At 62.4% G+C, this 16,401-nt stretch carries 18 protein-coding genes; 11 read left to right on the forward strand and 7 right to left on the reverse strand.

What is annotated here, in order from left to right; genetic code table 11:
• Positions 1-35: 35 nt before the first annotated feature.
• Positions 36-1,100, reverse strand: a complete 1,065-nt coding sequence (gene hemE, locus GJ668_RS05065) for a uroporphyrinogen decarboxylase (protein WP_155449043.1) — start codon at positions 1,098-1,100, stop codon at positions 36-38.
• 387 nt (positions 1,101-1,487) lie between these two features.
• On the opposite strand from hemE, the gene uvrD reads away from it, so the two are divergent.
• Positions 1,488-3,701 (forward strand): DNA helicase II, encoded by a 2,214-nt coding sequence (gene uvrD / locus GJ668_RS05070; RefSeq protein ID WP_155449044.1) that lies wholly within the window; start codon positions 1,488-1,490, stop codon positions 3,699-3,701.
• Here the strand turns inward: uvrD and GJ668_RS05075 are convergent.
• The gene (locus GJ668_RS05075) at positions 3,698-4,165 is read right to left on the reverse strand and encodes a tRNA (cytidine(34)-2'-O)-methyltransferase (protein WP_155449045.1); all 468 of its coding nucleotides are present in this window, start codon (positions 4,163-4,165) and stop codon (positions 3,698-3,700) included. The genes uvrD and GJ668_RS05075 overlap by 4 nt on opposite strands.
• 107 nt (positions 4,166-4,272) lie before the next feature.
• Here GJ668_RS05075 and GJ668_RS05080 point away from each other — a divergent pair, with 107 nt between their 5' ends.
• Complete coding sequence (locus GJ668_RS05080; RefSeq protein ID WP_155449046.1) at positions 4,273-4,497, forward strand: hypothetical protein; 225 nt, start codon at positions 4,273-4,275, stop codon at positions 4,495-4,497.
• 66 nt (positions 4,498-4,563) lie between these two features.
• On the opposite strand, the gene GJ668_RS05085 is transcribed toward GJ668_RS05080, so the two are convergent.
• Both GJ668_RS05085 and pyrE read right to left on the reverse strand, forming a co-directional pair.
• The gene (locus tag GJ668_RS05085; RefSeq protein WP_186342899.1) at positions 4,564-5,478 is read right to left on the reverse strand and encodes a DUF4124 domain-containing protein; all 915 of its coding nucleotides are present in this window, start codon (positions 5,476-5,478) and stop codon (positions 4,564-4,566) included.
• A 60-nt stretch (positions 5,479-5,538) separates the two neighbouring features.
• On the reverse strand, positions 5,539-6,180 hold the full coding sequence (gene pyrE / locus GJ668_RS05090) for an orotate phosphoribosyltransferase (RefSeq protein WP_155449049.1): 642 nt from the start codon (positions 6,178-6,180) through the stop codon (positions 5,539-5,541).
• An 85-nt stretch (positions 6,181-6,265) separates the two neighbouring features.
• Here pyrE and GJ668_RS05095 point away from each other — a divergent pair, with 85 nt between their 5' ends.
• Positions 6,266-6,943: a sulfite exporter TauE/SafE family protein gene (locus GJ668_RS05095; RefSeq protein WP_155449154.1), complete on the forward strand. Its 678-nt coding sequence runs from the start codon at positions 6,266-6,268 to the stop codon at positions 6,941-6,943.
• 29 nt (positions 6,944-6,972) lie between these two features.
• Here the strand turns inward: GJ668_RS05095 and GJ668_RS05100 are convergent, their stop codons facing one another.
• Positions 6,973-7,587: a D-sedoheptulose-7-phosphate isomerase gene (locus GJ668_RS05100; RefSeq protein WP_246194635.1), complete on the reverse strand. Its 615-nt coding sequence runs from the start codon at positions 7,585-7,587 to the stop codon at positions 6,973-6,975.
• A gap of 274 nt (positions 7,588-7,861) precedes the next feature.
• On the opposite strand from GJ668_RS05100, the gene GJ668_RS05105 reads away from it, so the two are divergent.
• From GJ668_RS05105 to draG, 8 genes are all read left to right on the forward strand, one after another.
• Complete coding sequence (locus GJ668_RS05105) at positions 7,862-8,518, forward strand: CpsD/CapB family tyrosine-protein kinase (RefSeq protein ID WP_155449052.1); 657 nt, start codon at positions 7,862-7,864, stop codon at positions 8,516-8,518.
• Between the two features lie 12 nt (positions 8,519-8,530).
• Positions 8,531-9,274: a hypothetical protein gene (locus GJ668_RS05110; RefSeq protein ID WP_155449054.1), complete on the forward strand. Its 744-nt coding sequence runs from the start codon at positions 8,531-8,533 to the stop codon at positions 9,272-9,274.
• Between the two features lie 214 nt (positions 9,275-9,488).
• Positions 9,489-10,985: a nitrogenase cofactor biosynthesis protein NifB gene (nifB, locus tag GJ668_RS05115; RefSeq protein WP_155449055.1), complete on the forward strand. Its 1,497-nt coding sequence runs from the start codon at positions 9,489-9,491 to the stop codon at positions 10,983-10,985.
• Between the two features lie 28 nt (positions 10,986-11,013).
• Positions 11,014-11,292: a 4Fe-4S dicluster domain-containing protein gene (locus GJ668_RS05120; protein WP_155449056.1), complete on the forward strand. Its 279-nt coding sequence runs from the start codon at positions 11,014-11,016 to the stop codon at positions 11,290-11,292.
• A gap of 95 nt (positions 11,293-11,387) precedes the next feature.
• A complete protein-coding gene (locus tag GJ668_RS05125; protein WP_155449058.1) occupies positions 11,388-11,672 on the forward strand; it encodes a 2Fe-2S iron-sulfur cluster-binding protein in 285 nt (94 codons plus the stop codon).
• A 29-nt stretch (positions 11,673-11,701) separates the two neighbouring features.
• Positions 11,702-12,049, forward strand: a complete 348-nt coding sequence (locus tag GJ668_RS05130; protein ID WP_186342900.1) for a 2Fe-2S iron-sulfur cluster-binding protein — start codon at positions 11,702-11,704, stop codon at positions 12,047-12,049.
• Between the two features lie 2 nt (positions 12,050-12,051).
• Entirely contained in the window at positions 12,052-12,636 is a 585-nt protein-coding gene (locus GJ668_RS05135; RefSeq protein ID WP_155449061.1) for a nitrogen fixation protein NifQ, read from the forward strand.
• A complete protein-coding gene (gene draG / locus GJ668_RS05140; protein ID WP_155449063.1) occupies positions 12,608-13,564 on the forward strand; it encodes an ADP-ribosyl-[dinitrogen reductase] hydrolase in 957 nt (318 codons plus the stop codon). The genes GJ668_RS05135 and draG overlap by 29 nt, the downstream gene beginning before the upstream one ends.
• Here the strand turns inward: draG and GJ668_RS05145 are convergent.
• Positions 13,523-14,356 carry an SIR2 family protein gene (locus GJ668_RS05145; protein ID WP_155449065.1) on the reverse strand — a complete coding sequence of 278 codons (834 nt, stop codon included), beginning with the start codon at positions 14,354-14,356 and terminating at the stop codon, positions 13,523-13,525. The genes draG and GJ668_RS05145 overlap by 42 nt on opposite strands.
• A gap of 74 nt (positions 14,357-14,430) precedes the next feature.
• Positions 14,431-16,377 carry a DEAD/DEAH box helicase gene (locus GJ668_RS05150; RefSeq protein ID WP_155449066.1) on the reverse strand — a complete coding sequence of 649 codons (1,947 nt, stop codon included), beginning with the start codon at positions 16,375-16,377 and terminating at the stop codon, positions 14,431-14,433.
• Positions 16,378-16,401: the final 24 nt, after the last annotated feature.

A 16,401-nucleotide genomic window follows, 5' to 3' on the forward strand; every position in this document is an offset into this window, starting at 1 on the left:
GGTCGACACTCGGGCCTTGGGCGGCCTGATCGAACTCAGGCGTGATAGGCGCGGCTGAGCTCGTGCACGGCGGCGACCATGGCCGCCGGGCGCTCGGGATCGACGTCCGGGGTGATGCCGTGGCCCAGGTTGAAGACATGGCCCGAGCCATGGCCGTAGCTGGCCAGGACGCGCGCGACCTCTTCGCGGATACGCTCGGGCGAGGCGTAGAGGGTGCAGGGGTCCATATTGCCCTGGAGTGCGACCCGATCCTCGACCATCCGGCGCGCATCGGCCAGATCCGTGGTCCAGTCGACGCCGAGCGCGTCACAGCCAGTCTTGGCCATGTCGCCCAGCCACTGACCGCCGTTCTTGGTGAACAGGATCACCGGCACTTTCCGGCCCTCGGCCTCGCGGGTCAGCCCCTCGACCACGCGCTGCATGTAGGCCAGCGAGAATTCGCGATAGTTGGCCGGCGCCAGCGAACCGCCCCAGGTGTCGAAGATCATCGTCGCCTGGGCGCCGCGCGCGACCTGGGCGTTGAGATAGGTCGTCACCGAGTCGGCGACCTTCTCCAGCAAGCGGTGCAGCAGCGCCGGCTGGTCGAACATCATCGCCTTGATCTTGGAGAAGTTCTTGCTGCCGCTGCCCTCGACCATGTAGGTCGCCAGGGTCCAGGGGCTGCCGGAGAAGCCGATCAGCGGCACGCGGCCGTTGAGTGCGCCGCGAATGGTGGAGACGGCGTCCATCACGTACTTCAGCTCGCCTTCGGGGTCCGGGATCGGCAGTTGGTCGACGTCGGCGGCCGTGCGGATCGGGCGCTCGAAATGCGGGCCCTCGCCCTCGGCGAAGTACAGCCCCAGTCCCATGGCATCGGGCACGGTCAGGATGTCGGAGAACAGGATCGCGGCATCGAGCGGATAGCGGTCGAGCGGCTGAAGCGTGACCTCGCAGGCCAGCTCCGGATTCTTGCACAGATCCATGAAGCTGCCGGCCTTGGCGCGCGTGGCGCGGTACTCGGGCAGGTAGCGTCCGGCCTGGCGCATCATCCAAACCGGTGTGTAATCAACGGGTTCGCGCAGCAGCGCGCGCAGGAAGGTGTCATTTTGCAGCTGGGTCATGAATCAGGCTCGATCTTGAATGGGGTGGAAAACCAGGGGTCGAGCCGCGCATTCTACTACGGCGGGCGCGCTCGGGGGCGACCTTGCGCGAGGACCGTTGAAGGCGTAGAGTGCGGTTGAAATTTTAATCTTATAAATCAATCGCTTGAGATTTAATAACCTGTTGATAACCCTGTGGATAACGTGTGCATAACCTGTGTGAAAAAAATTCGGGCAATTTTCATGCACACTTTACCCACACGTTATCCACAGCCTAACGTCGCCACAAAATATTGATTTGTATAAAAAAATCAGACTTATCCACTTATCCACAGCCCTTATTACTACTAATCTTATATTTATATCTTAGTAATAGTTATTAGGCGTTCAGCCGTTTAAAATCGCCCGATGGACGTTTCTCATCTGCTCGACTCGCTCAACGCGGCGCAACGCGAAGCCGTTGCCGCCGATCCTGGCCATCTGCTGATCCTTGCTGGCGCTGGATCGGGCAAGACGCGCGTGCTCGTTCAGCGCATTGCCTGGCTGCTTCAGGCCCAGCAGGTTCAGCCCTGGTCGATTCTGGCGGTCACCTTCACCAACAAGGCCGCACGCGAGATGCGCGGTCGACTCGACGAGATGCTCGGCACACCGGTCGGCGGCATGTGGGTCGGTACCTTCCATGGTCTTGCCCATCGCTTTCTGCGCGCACACTGGCAGGACGCCGGTCTGCCCCAGCAATTCCAGATCCTGGACTCCGATGATCAGCTGCGGCTCATCAAGCGGCTGCTCAAGGAGCTGCAAATCGACGAGGCTCGCTGGCCGCCCCGTCAGATCCAGGGCTTCATCAATCGCCAGAAAGACGAGGGACTGCGTCCGCATCACCTGTCCGAGACCGGCGACTTCGTTCAGGACAAGATGATCGCGGTCTATCGCGAATACGAAACCGCGCGGATCCGTAGCGGGTCGCTCGACTTCGCCGATCTGCTGCTGTGCACGCTGGAACTGCTGCGCGACCGAGCCGACATCCTGCATCACTATCAGCGCCGCTTTGCGCATATCCTGGTCGACGAGTTCCAGGACACCAATGCCATCCAGTACGCCTGGCTGCGTCTGCTGGCGGGATCAGAGAATCATCTGTTCGCCGTCGGTGACGACGATCAGTCCATCTACGGCTGGCGCGGGGCCAAGGTCGAAAACATCCAGTCGTTCCAGAAGGACTACCCGACGACGCGCACCATCCGGCTGGAGCAGAATTATCGTTCAACGGGCACTATTTTGGCCGCGGCTAATGCCCTGATCGCCAACAACCCGACACGGCTCGGTAAGAACCTCTGGACCCAGGACAGCGCCGGCGAACCGATCCGCCGCTATACGGCCTTCAACGAGGTCGATGAGGCGCGTTTCGTCATTGAGCGTATCCGACGTTTCATCCAGGACGGCCATCGGCGTGATGCATGCGCCATCCTCTACCGCACCACGGCGCAATCGCGTCTGTTCGAAGAATCGCTCATCCAGGCCGGCATCCCCTATCGGGTCTATGGCGGACTGCGTTTCTTCGAGCGCGCCGAGATCCGCGATACGCTCGCCTATCTGCGTCTGATCGCCAATCCCGACGACGATGCCTCCTTCGAGCGTGTAGTGAATCTGCCTACGCGCGGCATCGGCGAGCGCACGGTCGATCTGGTCCGTGAGCAGGCGCGCGCGGCCGGCGTCTCGCTGTGGCGCGCGGCGCGTGAACTCAGCACGAGCGGAGCACTCAGCCCACGGGCGAGCAATGCACTACGGGGTTTTCTCGAATTGATCGAGAGCCAGCGCGAAACGCGCGATGGTCGCACGCTCAGCGAGATCACCGAGCGCGTGATCGAAGTGACCGGACTGATCGAGCACTTCAAGAAAAGCAAGGATGGCAAGGGTCAGGATCGAATCGAAAACCTGGAGCAGCTCGTCGAGACGGTCAGCCGTTTCGAACAGGATCTGCCCGATGAGGAAGGCGATCCGCTCGGCGCCTTCCTCGCCCATGCGGCGCTTGAGGCGGGCGAGGCCGCCGCCGATCCGTTCGAGGACAGCGTGCAGCTCATGACGCTGCACAGCGCCAAGGGGCTGGAGTTTCCGCTGGTGTTTCTGGCTGGACTGGAGGAAGGGCTGTTTCCACACAGTCTCTCGGCTGACGATCCGGCACGGCTGGAGGAAGAACGACGCCTGTGCTATGTCGGCATGACACGCGCCATGCGGCAGCTCTATCTCACCCGGGCCGAGAGCCGACGGCTCTACGGACGCGAGGAGTATCCGGCGCCCTCACGCTTTCTGCGCGAAATTCCGCCCGAGCTGATCGAGGATGTACGCGGCGGCGGTGTCGCCCGACCGGCGTTTGCGTCCAAAGCGCCGACATCCAAATCGTTCGCCACCAGCCGCACCAGCAGCAGTCACACGAAGAGCCTCGCTGGTGCTCAGGCGCCTGATGGCTACCGGCTCGGCCAGCGCGTGCGTCATCCCAAATTCGGCGAAGGCGTGGTGCTCAACAGCGAGGGACGCGGCGCCCAGGCACGCATCCAGATCGATTTCAAAGGCAGCGTCGGCGCCAAATGGTTGGTGCTGACCTATGCGCGGCTGGAAGTCGTTTAGCCACAGTCTCCGGCGAAGCCCTGTTGGCGCCAGGCCTCATAGAGCACCACGGCCACGGCATTGGAGAGATTGAGACTGCGGTTGCCCGGACGCATGGGGATGTGGAGACGCTGTTCCTCGGGCACGGACTCCAGCACGCGCTCGGGCAGTCCGCGCGTCTCCGGGCCAAAGAGAAAGGCATCCCCTGGCTGGAACTCCAGCGCGACATAGGGCTGGCGCCCGCGCGTACTGACAGCCAGCAGTCTGGGAGACGCCAGTGTGTCGAGACAGGCCCCGAGCGAGGCATGCACACGCACATCGGCCCATTCGCGATAATCCAGCCCCGCCCGCCGCAGCTGCCGATCATCGAGTGAGAAGCCCAGCGGCTCGATCAGATGCAGACGCGCCCCGAGGTTGGCGGTCAGGCGCATGACGTTGCCGGTATTGGGTGGAATCTCCGGCTCGTAGAGAATGATTTCGAACATATCGGGAGGCTTTACATCTTTTCCTAGTCGCGTGCTATATTAATGCATCCGCATTTACTGAAACCACAAGGCTTCACAGCCAATCCCAGACCGGGGGACAACCTTCCATGACCGACATCGCCGCGCTGAAGCAAGAAAAGCAAGAGCTGATCGACAAGATGCTGGAGATGCAGAAGCAGTTCATCGATTACGAGCACCAGAACGGTGTCTCGGGCAAGGACTACTGGGCCTCCTCGGATGGTATGTTGGCCAACTATCGCCACGAATACATGGACATGGCCAACCGGGTCATCGATCTGGCGCACGAGATCGTCGGTTCCTCGCGTCTCTGAGAACCGTCGGTACGCGTTCCAGGAAACCCGCTCTCAAGGCGGGTTTCGTCGTTTTGACGGCGACCGTCACTCGGCCATCACAGCCGCTTTGAAGCCGGCGCGCACTTTCGGCACCCTCGGGTCGATACAGATCAGACTGGCGGTCAAGCGGTTCTTGCATTGAATGTCCAGATAGATCCGAACCGGCTGATCGGCGGCTTTCTGAGTCCAGGCAATCGTCAGGGTGCGGCGCTCGCGCTCATCATCCTGAAAGGCCATCAGGAGTCCAGGTCCGAGCACCTCCCCGTCCCGATCTGAATACTGACGGACATAGTCGACAGCGCGCTCCCAGTAGACATGACACAGCGCCTGCTCCCGACAACTGACCAGGGGCGGATCCTTGGGTCTGTTTCTGTCCCTCTTGCGGGGCAGGACCGGGTCCGGGAGTCGCCTGAGACGTCTGAACTGCTCGATGGTGTGCTCGAACTCGTCCTTGACCTCTTGCTTACGGTCTTCGTTGTCGATGATCTCGGTATATCCAGTCCGAATATGCGTCAGCGAGGCATCGACCTTGCCCATTAAATCGATGGGAACGGGCTTGTCGGCTGTTTGGAGTGCTTGTATTTCGGCATAGAGCGCGATCAGCTTGCGGCTCTCGTCGCGCATGTCATCGCGCTTGGCCTGGATGGCGGCCTCGACGGCGGCAAGGCGCCCATCGCGGGCCAACTCCAGTTCATCGACCGTGCGGTAGCGTTGCAACAGGCGCTCGTCCTCGATCCGCTGGCGCTCCAGCTCCCGGGCGCGCTCCCGGGCTTCCCCGGTCGGCAGTGCCGGCTGTATTTCGACGGCGATGCCTTGCTCCGACAAGCGGGCACGCGCCTTGCCGGCGTACTTGGGCGGCACCTGGTCGGTATAGTGGACTTCGCCCTGATCGTCGACCCAACGATACAATTGCTGGGCCAGAACGGCCCAGGACGCCAGCCCAAGGGCTGAGAACAGCACCAGGATCGCCAGTCTTCGCGGCGATACGAATGGCCTGGGTGGCGTCGATTGGATCACATCTCAGATTCCGTAGTTTGCTCGATAGGTTCGCATGGACTCCAGCAGAGCCGCGTCCGTGCCTTGCTGTTCAAGATAGACGATGAGATCGGCCATCGTCAGCAAACTTTGGACCGGGAGTTCGAACCGCTCCTCGACCTCCTGCACGGCCGAGCGCTCGCCCTGACCGCGTTCCTGACGGTCGAGCGCAATGACGACCCCGGCCGGCGTGGCACCGGCGGCGCGGATGATCTCGATCGATTCGCGCGCCGAGGTGCCGGCCGTGATGACGTCATCGATGATGAGGATACGGCCGGCGAGCGGCGAGCCGACGATCAGTCCGCCCTCGCCGTGATCCTTGGCCTCCTTGCGGTTGAAGGCATAGGGCGTGTCGCGCCCATGCTCGGTGGCCAAAAGCACGGCCGTGGCGGCCGCCAGCGGAATGCCCTTGTAAGCCGGGCCATAGAGTACGTCGAAGGCGACCCCGGACTGCTGGATGCCGTGCGCATAGGCACGCGCCAGCCGCGCCAGCCGCAGGCCCGAACCGAAGAGTCCGGCATTGAAGAAATAGGGACTGCGGCGTCCGGACTTCAGGGTGAAGTCACCGAAGCGCAGAGCGCCGATCTCGGTGGCAAAGTCCAGGAGTTCACGTTGATAATCGAGCATCGAAGGGATCCTGTCCGCACGGGCGGATAATGGGTGGAGCCTCGCGGTCCCGTCCCGGTGAGTCTAGACCCAGGAGGTCTCCATGATGGACGTGTCACAGCCACAAGTGTACTTCACGGCTCTGGCTGTCGGGCTACTGGGTGGCGTGCATTGTTTGAGCATGTGCGGCGGACTGGTCACCACGCTGACATTGGGTCTGAGCCCAGAGATCCGTCACGACCCCTGGCGAATGCTGCCCTACCAGCTCACCTACAACCTGGCGCGTCTCGGTGGCTATGCGGTGGCCGGTGCGCTCTTCGGCGCCCTGGGCACGCTGTTGATTCAGGTCGAGATCCTGCCGACGATGCAAGGTCTGCTTCAGGCACTGGCCGGGATCATGATGATTCTGCTGGGACTCTATCTGGCCGGCTGGTCCTCAGCGCTGGCCGTCGTCGAGCGCCAGGGCGCCCGGCTCTGGCGCCGGCTGGAACCCATCGCGCGGCGCGTCCTGCCGGTGCGCACCCTGAAACAGGCCGCCATCATCGGGTTCATCTGGGCCTGGCTGCCCTGTGGCCTGGTCTACAGTGTGCTCATCATGGCCATGGCAAGTGCCAGCCCGTTCGCCGGCGCACTGATCATGCTCGCCTTCGGTCTTGGCACCTTGCCGAACCTGCTCGGCATCGCGCTCCTGGCGGGCGCGGTGGCGCGTCTGGCCGAGCGTGCTTGGGTCCGGCGTCTGGCCGGGGTGCTGGTGATCGGCTTCGGGCTGGCGGTGTTTCTGTGATCGCCGCACCGCCAACCTGGCCGGAAGACTCAATCCCGATTCAGGGACTCGACGACCTCGCACAAAAAGTGACCGAGCACCAGATGCATTTCCTGGATACGCGGTGTCTCTCGCGATGGAACCGCGAGAATGATCTCAGCCTGGGGTGGCAGATCAGCGTGTCGGGCGCCGGTCAGCAGGACGCTCAGGACGCCTTTTTCGGCCGCCGTCTCCAGTGCACGCCGTATATTGGGCGAGCGTCCGCTAGTCGACAGTGCCCAGAGCACATCGCCCGGGCGGGCCAGCGCAGCGAGCTGGCGCGCGAAGACTTCGTCGAAGGAGAAGTCATTGGCCACGGCCGAGGTGGCGCTGGTGTCGAAACCGAGCGCGATAGCTGGAAGCGGGCGACGGTGTTTGTCAAGAAAGGGGCCGATCAGCTCACCGCTCAGATGCGTGGCCTCGCCGGCGCTGCCGCCGTTGCCGCAGATAAAGAGCGTCCCGCCCTGTGCGATGGACTCGGCGGTTCGAGTCGCCGCCGCGAGCGTCGCCGCCAGTAACGCTTCATCGTTTCGTATTCGATCAAGTAGAGTTTGTGTGGCGTCGAGTCGGTCATGCAAATGCTCTGAGAGTCGCCGGGCCTGATCCGTGTGGAGGGTGGACGCCAAGTCAATCATCGCGCAGGGCCTCGGGAGTCAGCCGTCTGGTCAGTGTTTGTGCGTGCAAGGTTTTGATTTCAGTTGTTTGTTATAAAACGCTTTTTTGATTCTGCGAGCCTTTTCGAAGCTATTTTAACATCAGCGGCCATCCGGCCCCCAAATAGGTCGCAATATCCGACGCGGCATTTCCGCCATCCAGTCAGTCATCGAGCCGACTTTTTCGTGCTATATACACTCTTAGCCGCTTGCACACTGTATTCCACTATCCAATGGTCCAAAGATCATGAGCAATCTTGAGGGAAGGCAACGCCAGGCGCTCGGACAAATCGTCGAGATCAAGCGTATTTCGCATGCCATCGATCATGCGTTGCAAGGTCGCACACCGGCGGCTGTTCTGGTTACGAGTGCCATACACGGAGAAGGCAAGAGCCTTTTTGCGTCCGCGCTTGCAACAGCGACCGCGAATCTGGGCAAGCACCGCGTGGCTGTGCTGGATTTCAACTGGTATCGCCCCTCAGTGCATCGTTGTTTCGATCAGCCATTACATCAATCGATGGAAAGCATCATTCAGGCCGACATCGACGAACTCATGATCAAGCGCGACGATCAAGGGCTTGATCTACTGTTCGCGCCCCTTGATTATCAGCATCATTCGCCGATGAATGGCGATGTCTTTGGCCTCATCAATCGTCTGATCAAACAGGCCAAGCAATCCTATGATCTCGTCATCGTCGACAGTGCTTCCATCTTGCCGACCAATCGGATGATGATCGATCCCGTGATGCTCTCCGCGATGGTTGATGGCGTCATCCTGGTGATTCAGACGGGTGTCACGCCGAAACAGGACGTCAAGCACGCCTATACGATCATGCAGGCGGCTGGAGCCAATGTGATCGGTGTGACCATCAATCAACACCGGGTGCCGTTCATCAAACAATAGGGGCGGAACGATATGGGCTTTTATATCAAACGCTATCTTGCCGCTTTTCAGGAGCACAGGCATTGGACATTCATGGCCCTGGTGCCGGTCATACTCTATCTGATCGTCGCGGCGCTGCGTGTCGACAGCTTTGCGATCACCCAGGATTTTTCCTATTCTGGTGATGTACGCCTCGCGGCTGCCACTCGCCCGGTCGACACGCTGACCTTGGAGGCCGTGCTGGCCGATCCCGATCAGCTCTTTCTCGACACCTTGGCGCTGAGTCAGCTGCAACAACGGTTCGAACTCCAGCAAGATGCCCGGGCTATACCGACGAGTCAGGGGCTCAGACGCTTGGTGCATGACTCCATGAACCTGTCGAGCCCGTCAGACTCACGGCTGCGCCTGGCCTATGAAGGCCCTCATGCCCATCTTGGCGCGATCATGGTCCACTTCTACAGCGAACAGCTCCTCCAGCGCGTCGAGGATGGCGCCGCCCGGCATCAGACCCCGGAGTCCAGGGTAACCTATCGCTTCGCGCTCGATGGCACCCCGACCACCATCGGTATGGCGAGTCCCTGGAACGCGGAGCGACTGCCGCGCGCGATCCTGGTTTTCGCGTTGTCACTGCTGGCCGTGCTGCTTCTGATCGGTATCCTGGAGCTGTCCGATCCCTCGTTCAAATCCGAGCGCCAGATCGCACGCTATCTCGATCTGCCGGTTCTGGGCTCGATACCGGATGCCACGCAACTGGCGCGTCATCTCAAGGAGACCTGAGCCACGCGGGTCGGTACGGTACTGGCGCGTACCGATCCTCACAAGCCGAGGGGCCAACACTGTCGCGATCCTCACAAGACGATCCGGCTCCTCGGTTCGAATACTTTAATAATCAAGATATTAGATTGAATTTATAGCTTGGCGCGCTTATTGCTTTATCTGCTTCCAGAGATTGATTCATCGGGGCCAGCGCCCCTGATTTACTGGAGGCCGCATGCTGGAGTTGAAAGTACAGACCCAAGGGGGTTGCGCGTCGAGCGGCTGTGGCGGCAGCGCCGACCGGCTGGCCCATCTGCCCGAGGCGATCCGCGCCAAGGTCAACAATCATCCCTGCTTCTCCGAGGACGCGCATCATCACTATGCGCGCATGCATGTCGCGGTTGCTCCGGCCTGCAACATCCAGTGTCACTACTGCAATCGCAAGTACGACTGCGCCAATGAATCACGTCCGGGCGTTGTCTCCGAGCTGCTGACGTCGGATCAGGCAGTCAAGAAGGTGCTCGCGGTGGCCGCGACCATTCCGCAGATGACCGTGCTCGGCATCGCCGGTCCCGGCGATCCGCTCGCCAATCCCGAGCGTACCCTGGAGACGTTCCGCCAGCTCGCCGAGAAAGCGCCCGACATCCGGCTCTGCGTCTCGACCAACGGCCTGGCCCTGCCCGATCTGGTCGACGAACTCTGTCAGTACAACATCGAGCACGTCACCATCACCATCAACTGCGTCGACCCGGACGTCGGCGCCAATATCTATCCCTGGATCTTCTGGAACAACCGCCGTATCAAGGGCCGCAAGGCCGCTGAGATCCTGATTCAGCGCCAGCAGGAAGGTCTGGAGAAGCTGGTGGCGCGCGGGGTGCTGGTCAAGGTCAACTCGGTGCTGATTCCGGGCGTCAACGACACGCATCTCCAGGAGGTCAGCCGCGTCGTCAAGGCCAAGGGTGCCTTCCTGCACAACGTCATGCCGCTGATCGCCGAGCCCGAGCACGGCACCTTCTACGGACTCATGGGCCAGCGCGGCCCGACTTCAGCCGAACTCACCGCCCTCCAGGATGCCTGTGCCGGCGACATGGCCATGATGCGTCATTGTCGTCAGTGCCGCGCCGATGCGGTCGGCATGCTCGGCGAGGATCGTGGCCAGGAGTTCACGCTCGACAAGATCGAACATCTGGAGATCGACTATGACGCCGCCATGCAGCGTCGCGCCGAGGTCCAGGCTGAAATCGAGGCCAAACGCGCTGCGCAACGCCAGCCGACCGGTGCGACACTCGTATCGCTCGACACACTCAAGCGTCAGTTGCCCCAAAAGACTGAACCGCGCCCGGTCCTGATGGCGGTTGCGACCACGGGCGGCGGTGTCATCGACCAGCATTTCGGCCATGCGCGCGAGTTCCTGATCTACGAGGCTTCAGCCCAGGACGTGCGCTTCATCGGGGTACGCAAGGTCGATCTCTATTGCACCGGAACCGATACCTGCGGCGAAGCCGAGACCCGGCTGGAGCAGACCATCCGCGCACTCGACGGCTGCGAGGTGGTGCTGTGCGCACGCATCGGCTATGAACCCTGGGGCCGGCTGGAAGCCGCTGGTATCGCACCGAATGGCGAACATGCCCTGGAGCCGATCGAGGACGCCATCGCCGCCGTCTATCGCGAACTGCTCGATGCCGGTCGGCTGGCGCCCGTCGCTGCCGAACCCGAGCGCTTGTCGGCCTGAGTCAGTCATCCACCGGGAGCCAAAACCAATGGCCTTCAAAATCATCGAGGGTTGCGTCAACTGCTGGGCCTGCGCGCCGCTGTGCCCGAGTCAGGCGATCGTCGCTGCCAAGCCGCATTTTCTGATCGACGCGCGCCAGTGCACAGAGTGCGAGGGCGAATACGCGGATCCGCAGTGCGCCAGCATCTGTCCGATCGAGGGCGTCATCCTCGACGGCTTGGGCGTGCCAGTGAATCCCCCCGGCTCACTGACCGGCATTCCACCTGAGCGTCTGGCCGCCGCCAGAGCCGAGATCCGGGCGCGCTGAACCGAGCGATTGGTTCGTCCGCGCGCCCGCTGTTCACGACGACCGACGACTGAAGATCCACAACGCCATTGAGCGCAACTTAGGAGTCCGACACCATGGCGAAAGCCAAAATCACCTTTTCCGACATCGATCAGACGGTCAATATCCCGGCTGGTACCCGCGTCATCGAGGTATCCGAGAAAATCGGCGCCGGCATCATCTACGGCTGTCGTGAGGGCGACTGCGGTACCTGCATGATGCACGTTGAGGAAGGTTGGAACAATCTGACCGAACCCTCGGTGCTGGAAGAGAAGGTGCTGCGCGAAAACATGGCCAGCCGTCATGATCGCCTCGCCTGCCAGGCACAGATCCTCGGCGACTGCCGCGTCAAGCCGGCCTGATTCAACCTCGATTCGACGGAGAACCCCCCGTGGCCCTCGTGACCTTTTCCAACCCTGAGTACAAGGACAAGACTGTCTACGCCGTGGCCGGAAGCCACACCGAAACCATCCTCAAGATCGCCAAGGAGAACAAGATCCCGGTACATCACGACTGCCAGGACGGCGAGTGCGGGAGCTGTGTGGTGCGCGTGACCAGCGTCGACGACAAGCAGCGCATGGGTTATCACCTCACTGATAAGGAGATCACCGTGCTGCGCCAGCTCGGTAAGCTGTCCCAGGAGGACATCGAGCGGTTGTCGCTCGACGACATGCCGAGCGAATGGCGCCTGGCCTGTCAGATGATCGTGCGCGACGAAGATATCCTCGTGGAGTACTGATCATGTCGACCCTGGCCCGCGACCTGACCCGGGAAGTCGACCACGTCTTCGCCCGCCTGATGGTCCGCGCGGCCGGGGACGGCAATGATCGCGCCTTCGCCAGCATGATCGCCACGCGCGCGGCCGGCGGCGGCGCCCTGCCCGCCTGGCTCGGGCTGGATCAGGCCGACTTCAAACACCTCATGGCCCATCATTTTCCCGGCGTTTCGCCCGATGTGCTCGGCGCCAGCGATGGGAGCAGTCCGCTGCTGGGAAACCGTCTGGAGGAGCGCGAGGAACTGATCGAGCTGCTGATGGCCCATCGGGCCGAGTGTTCGCCGTCCGAGATCTGGATGGCGCGCGTGGTCGCCGGTGGCTGCATGGCCAGCGATCATCTCTGGCACGATCTCGGACTCTGGAACCGCGCCGAGCTGACGGGGCTGATGCAGCGTAACTTCCCTGAACTGGCCGCGCGCAACGTCCATGACATGAAGTGGAAGCGCTTCCTCTACAAGCAATTGTGCGAATCGGAGGGCATCTATGTCTGCCGCGCGCCATCCTGTGGGGTCTGTGTCGACTATGCGTACTGTTTTGGACCCGAGGATTGACCGGGGCGCGCGCACCGACGCTCAGTTACGCGATTACGCCGTCGCGGCCTATCTGGGGCTGGCGATCGGCGATGCACTCGGCGCCACAGTCGAGTTCATGACCCCGCGCGAGATCCGCGATCAGCATGGCACGCATGGCAACATCATCGGCGGCGGCTGGCTGCAACTGCCCAAGGGCCGGGTGACTGACGACACCGAGATGAGTCTCGCACTCGGGCGTGCCATCCTCGTCCGTGGCGGACTCGAGGCATCAAGCATCGCCGAGGCCTTCAGCGACTGGATGCGTAGCAAGCCGGTCGACATCGGGCATACGGTCCGGCGTGGTATCAGTCTCTACCGGCGCACTGGAACCACCGAGATGCCTGAGCACGAATATGATGCGGGCAATGGTGCCTGCATGCGCTGTCTGCCGATCGCGCTCTACACCCTGGGCGCGGAACCCGAAACGATCGATCGCGCCAATCGACTCCAGGCGCATATCACCCATCACAATGTCCTGTCCGATCTCGGAACCCTCAGCGTCATCCGTCTGACCCAGACCGCTCTGCTTGGTGGCTCGCTGGAAGATTTGCGTCAGCTCGCCGATGCGCTCGTTGCGGCTGAACCACGCTTTGCCTTCGACGGCGAGCGGCGTCAGGACAACCCCGGCGGCTATATCGTCGAAACCCTGCGTGCGGTCTTCCAGGCGCTGTTTGCCACCGACAGCTTCGAATCGGCCCTGATCGAGGTCGTCAATCGCGGCGGCGATGCCGATACCACGGGCGCCATCCTCGGCATGATCGCCGGCGCCCTGTATGGATTCGACGCCATTCCCCGGCGCTGGCTCAAGGCCCTGAACCAGGATACGGCGCGTCTCTGTCGTCAGCAGGCGCTCGATCTGCTGGCGCTACGCGCTCACAGCAAGCAGATCGGCGATATCGGCCTGTAGGATTTCGATCTTCTGTTTGTCGCAGAAACGACGCTCCTTGTCCGTCGGTTCGGGGATCAGCGCCCAGCCGGTTGGCGTGCCTGATCCGTAAACCATGTCCGAGAGCACCATGCGCTCGGTGTCGCGCATGAGTCGCAGTCCGAGAAAGACATACTGCTTGCCGGTGCGCAAGGTCTTGACGAAGCCCGGAATGGCGAATCCGCCCATCAGCTCGGTGAGATAATCGACATAGTCGGCATCCGAGGCGATATAGGTCGCGTCCGGGCGCGGACTGCCCATGGGCTTGAACAGGATCGGGAGCGCGGGATCGACCTCGGCCTGATCGACCTCGGTATAGCGCTCGCCGTCATAGGCATGGATCCGAAAGCGATAGTCGGTCCCGCCAGTGCGCGCGATGCCCCGGATGAGCGTATGCGGTTGTCCGGCATAGCTGTCCTGGAGCTGGAGATCGCGATTGATGTCGATTACATAGGGCGGCTGGATGTGCGCGAGCCAGTCGTGCAGCGGTGAGCGGGTCCAGGTGCGCTCGGCATAGGTGGTATTCAGAAAGCGGTGGATCGCACCGCGACCGCGCTTGAGTTCGACGTTCATGGCCGCGCGCGAGAATTCCCACATCAGCCGTTGCGACATCGGCTGGCCGTTGTTCATGGCCAGGATGAGACTGTCGCTATCGGCGGGGATCGGCTCGCCGGTGGCTGGATCGACCGAACCGGCCAGGGCGCCTGGTCCCAGATAGGGCACCAGATCGCCGCTGACGAGACCGGCGGCGAGTGTTTCGAGGCTGACTGACATCGACGTGACTCCTACAGCGAACAGGGTTGTTCATGAAGTCAAGCAAATAGCCTGCCAGCCAGAGATCACTCTACTCAGTCGCGAAATTTGCGCCCCGAGCCGGGACCACGCTTGCCGCCCTCCCCGCCCTTGTTGCCTGAACTCGGCCGACGCGGCGCGGCACCGTCGCGGCGTTGGAAATCGCCTCCGGCGCGCGGCGGTCTCGAATCACGCTCGCGCGGCGGACCGGAGCGATCACGGCCCGAGTCACTGCGTCCTTCCCAGGCGCCGCCCGTCGCCGGTGTTTCATCCGCCGAGGTGATGCGCAGCGCCTGACCGCGCACATAGACGCGCTTGAGATGCTGGAAGACCTCGCGCGGCATGCCCTTGGGCAGATCGACGAGCGAATGATCGTCGTGGATATCGATGCGGCCGATATAACGCCCTTCCAGGCCGGATTCGTTGGCAATGGCGCCGACGATCTCACGTGGACTCACGCCATGCTGATGGCCGACCTCGATGCGATAGCTGGTCAGATCGGCATCATCGCGTCGCGGCTGACCGCGTTCCGGACGTTCCGGGCGCTCATCGAAGCGCTCGCGCCTGGGTGGACGGCCATCCCAGTCTCCGCCGGGGCGCCGGTCCGAGTCCCGCCCACGCTGGCGCGGCGCACGCTCGCTGCGCTCGTCGAAGCGCTTGGGCGGACGCGGCGGATCTTCCTTGACGTCCAACGGCCGTTCGCGCTGATTGAGATAGGCCAGCGCGGCGGCGACGTCCATCATCTCGATCTCCTGCTCCTGACTGATCCGTGAGAGCAGCCGATAGAAGAAGTCCAGATCCTGTTCCGACAGCGTCTTGCGCACCTCATCGATGAAGCGGTCGATGCGCGACTCGCTGAGTGCGGCCGCCGAGGGCGGTTCCATCGACGGAATCGGACGCCGGATGGTGCGCTCGATCGACTTGAGCAGACCGCGCTCGCGCGGCTCGACCAGCAGGATCGCCCGTCCGGCACGTCCGGCGCGCCCGGTGCGTCCAATCCGGTGCACATAGGCCGAGGGATCAGTCGGGATGTCGTAGTTGACCACATGGCTGATGCGCTCGACGTCCAGACCGCGCGCCGCGACATCCGTGGCGACCAGCACATCGAGCTGGCCCTGCTTGAGCCGTTCGACGGTGCGCTCGCGCATCTCCTGATTCATGTCGCCATTGAGCGGTTCGGCGGCGAAACCATGCGCCTTGAGCTTGTCGGCCAGCTCGGTCGTGGCGTTCTTGGTGCGCACGAAGATCAAGAGCCCGTCGAACGGTTCCAGCTCCATGATGCGGGTGAGCACATCGAGCTTGTGAAAACGGGTGACGATGCAGTGATGCTGATCGATGGTGTCGACCGTCTCGGAGTCGGCAGCGATCTTGACCTCGACCGGATCGAGCAGTCGCTTCTGAGCCACGCGCCGGATCGCCGCCGGCATGGTGGCCGAGAACAGTGCGACCTGACGTTCAGCGGGAGCCTGGTCGAAGATCCAGTCGATGTCCTCGGCGAAGCCCATGTTGAGCATCTCATCGGCTTCATCGAGCACCAGGACGCGGATCGACTCCAGTGACAGGGTGCCGCGACGGATGTGGTCCATGACCCGCCCAGGGGTGCCGACGATCACCTGCGGATTGCGCTTGAGCTGTGAGAGTTGCAGCCCGTAGCCCTGACCGCCATAGATGGGCAGCACGTTGAAGCCCTTGAGATCGGTGGCATAGCGCTGGAACGCCTCGGCGACCTGGAGTGCCAGCTCGCGCGTGGGTGTGAGCACCAGCACTTGCGGCTTGCGCAGATCCGGATCGAGGCGACTGAGCAGCGGCAGGGCGAACGCCGCCGTCTTGCCGGTGCCGGTCTGGGCCTGACCGAGCAGATCGCGACCGGCGAGCAGATGTGGGATGCACTGGCTCTGGATCGCCGTCGGTGATTCGTAGCCGAGGTTTTTGACCGCTTGCGCGATCACGGGTGAAAGACCGAGCGCGTCGAAGCCGACGCTCGTTTCGTCTGGGGTATCCATGATGGGGGCCTCTCGGAGAGGTAA

The organism is Allochromatium palmeri, from assembly GCF_009720725.1.
Classification (GTDB): Bacteria; Pseudomonadota; Gammaproteobacteria; order Chromatiales; family Chromatiaceae; genus Thermochromatium; species Thermochromatium palmeri.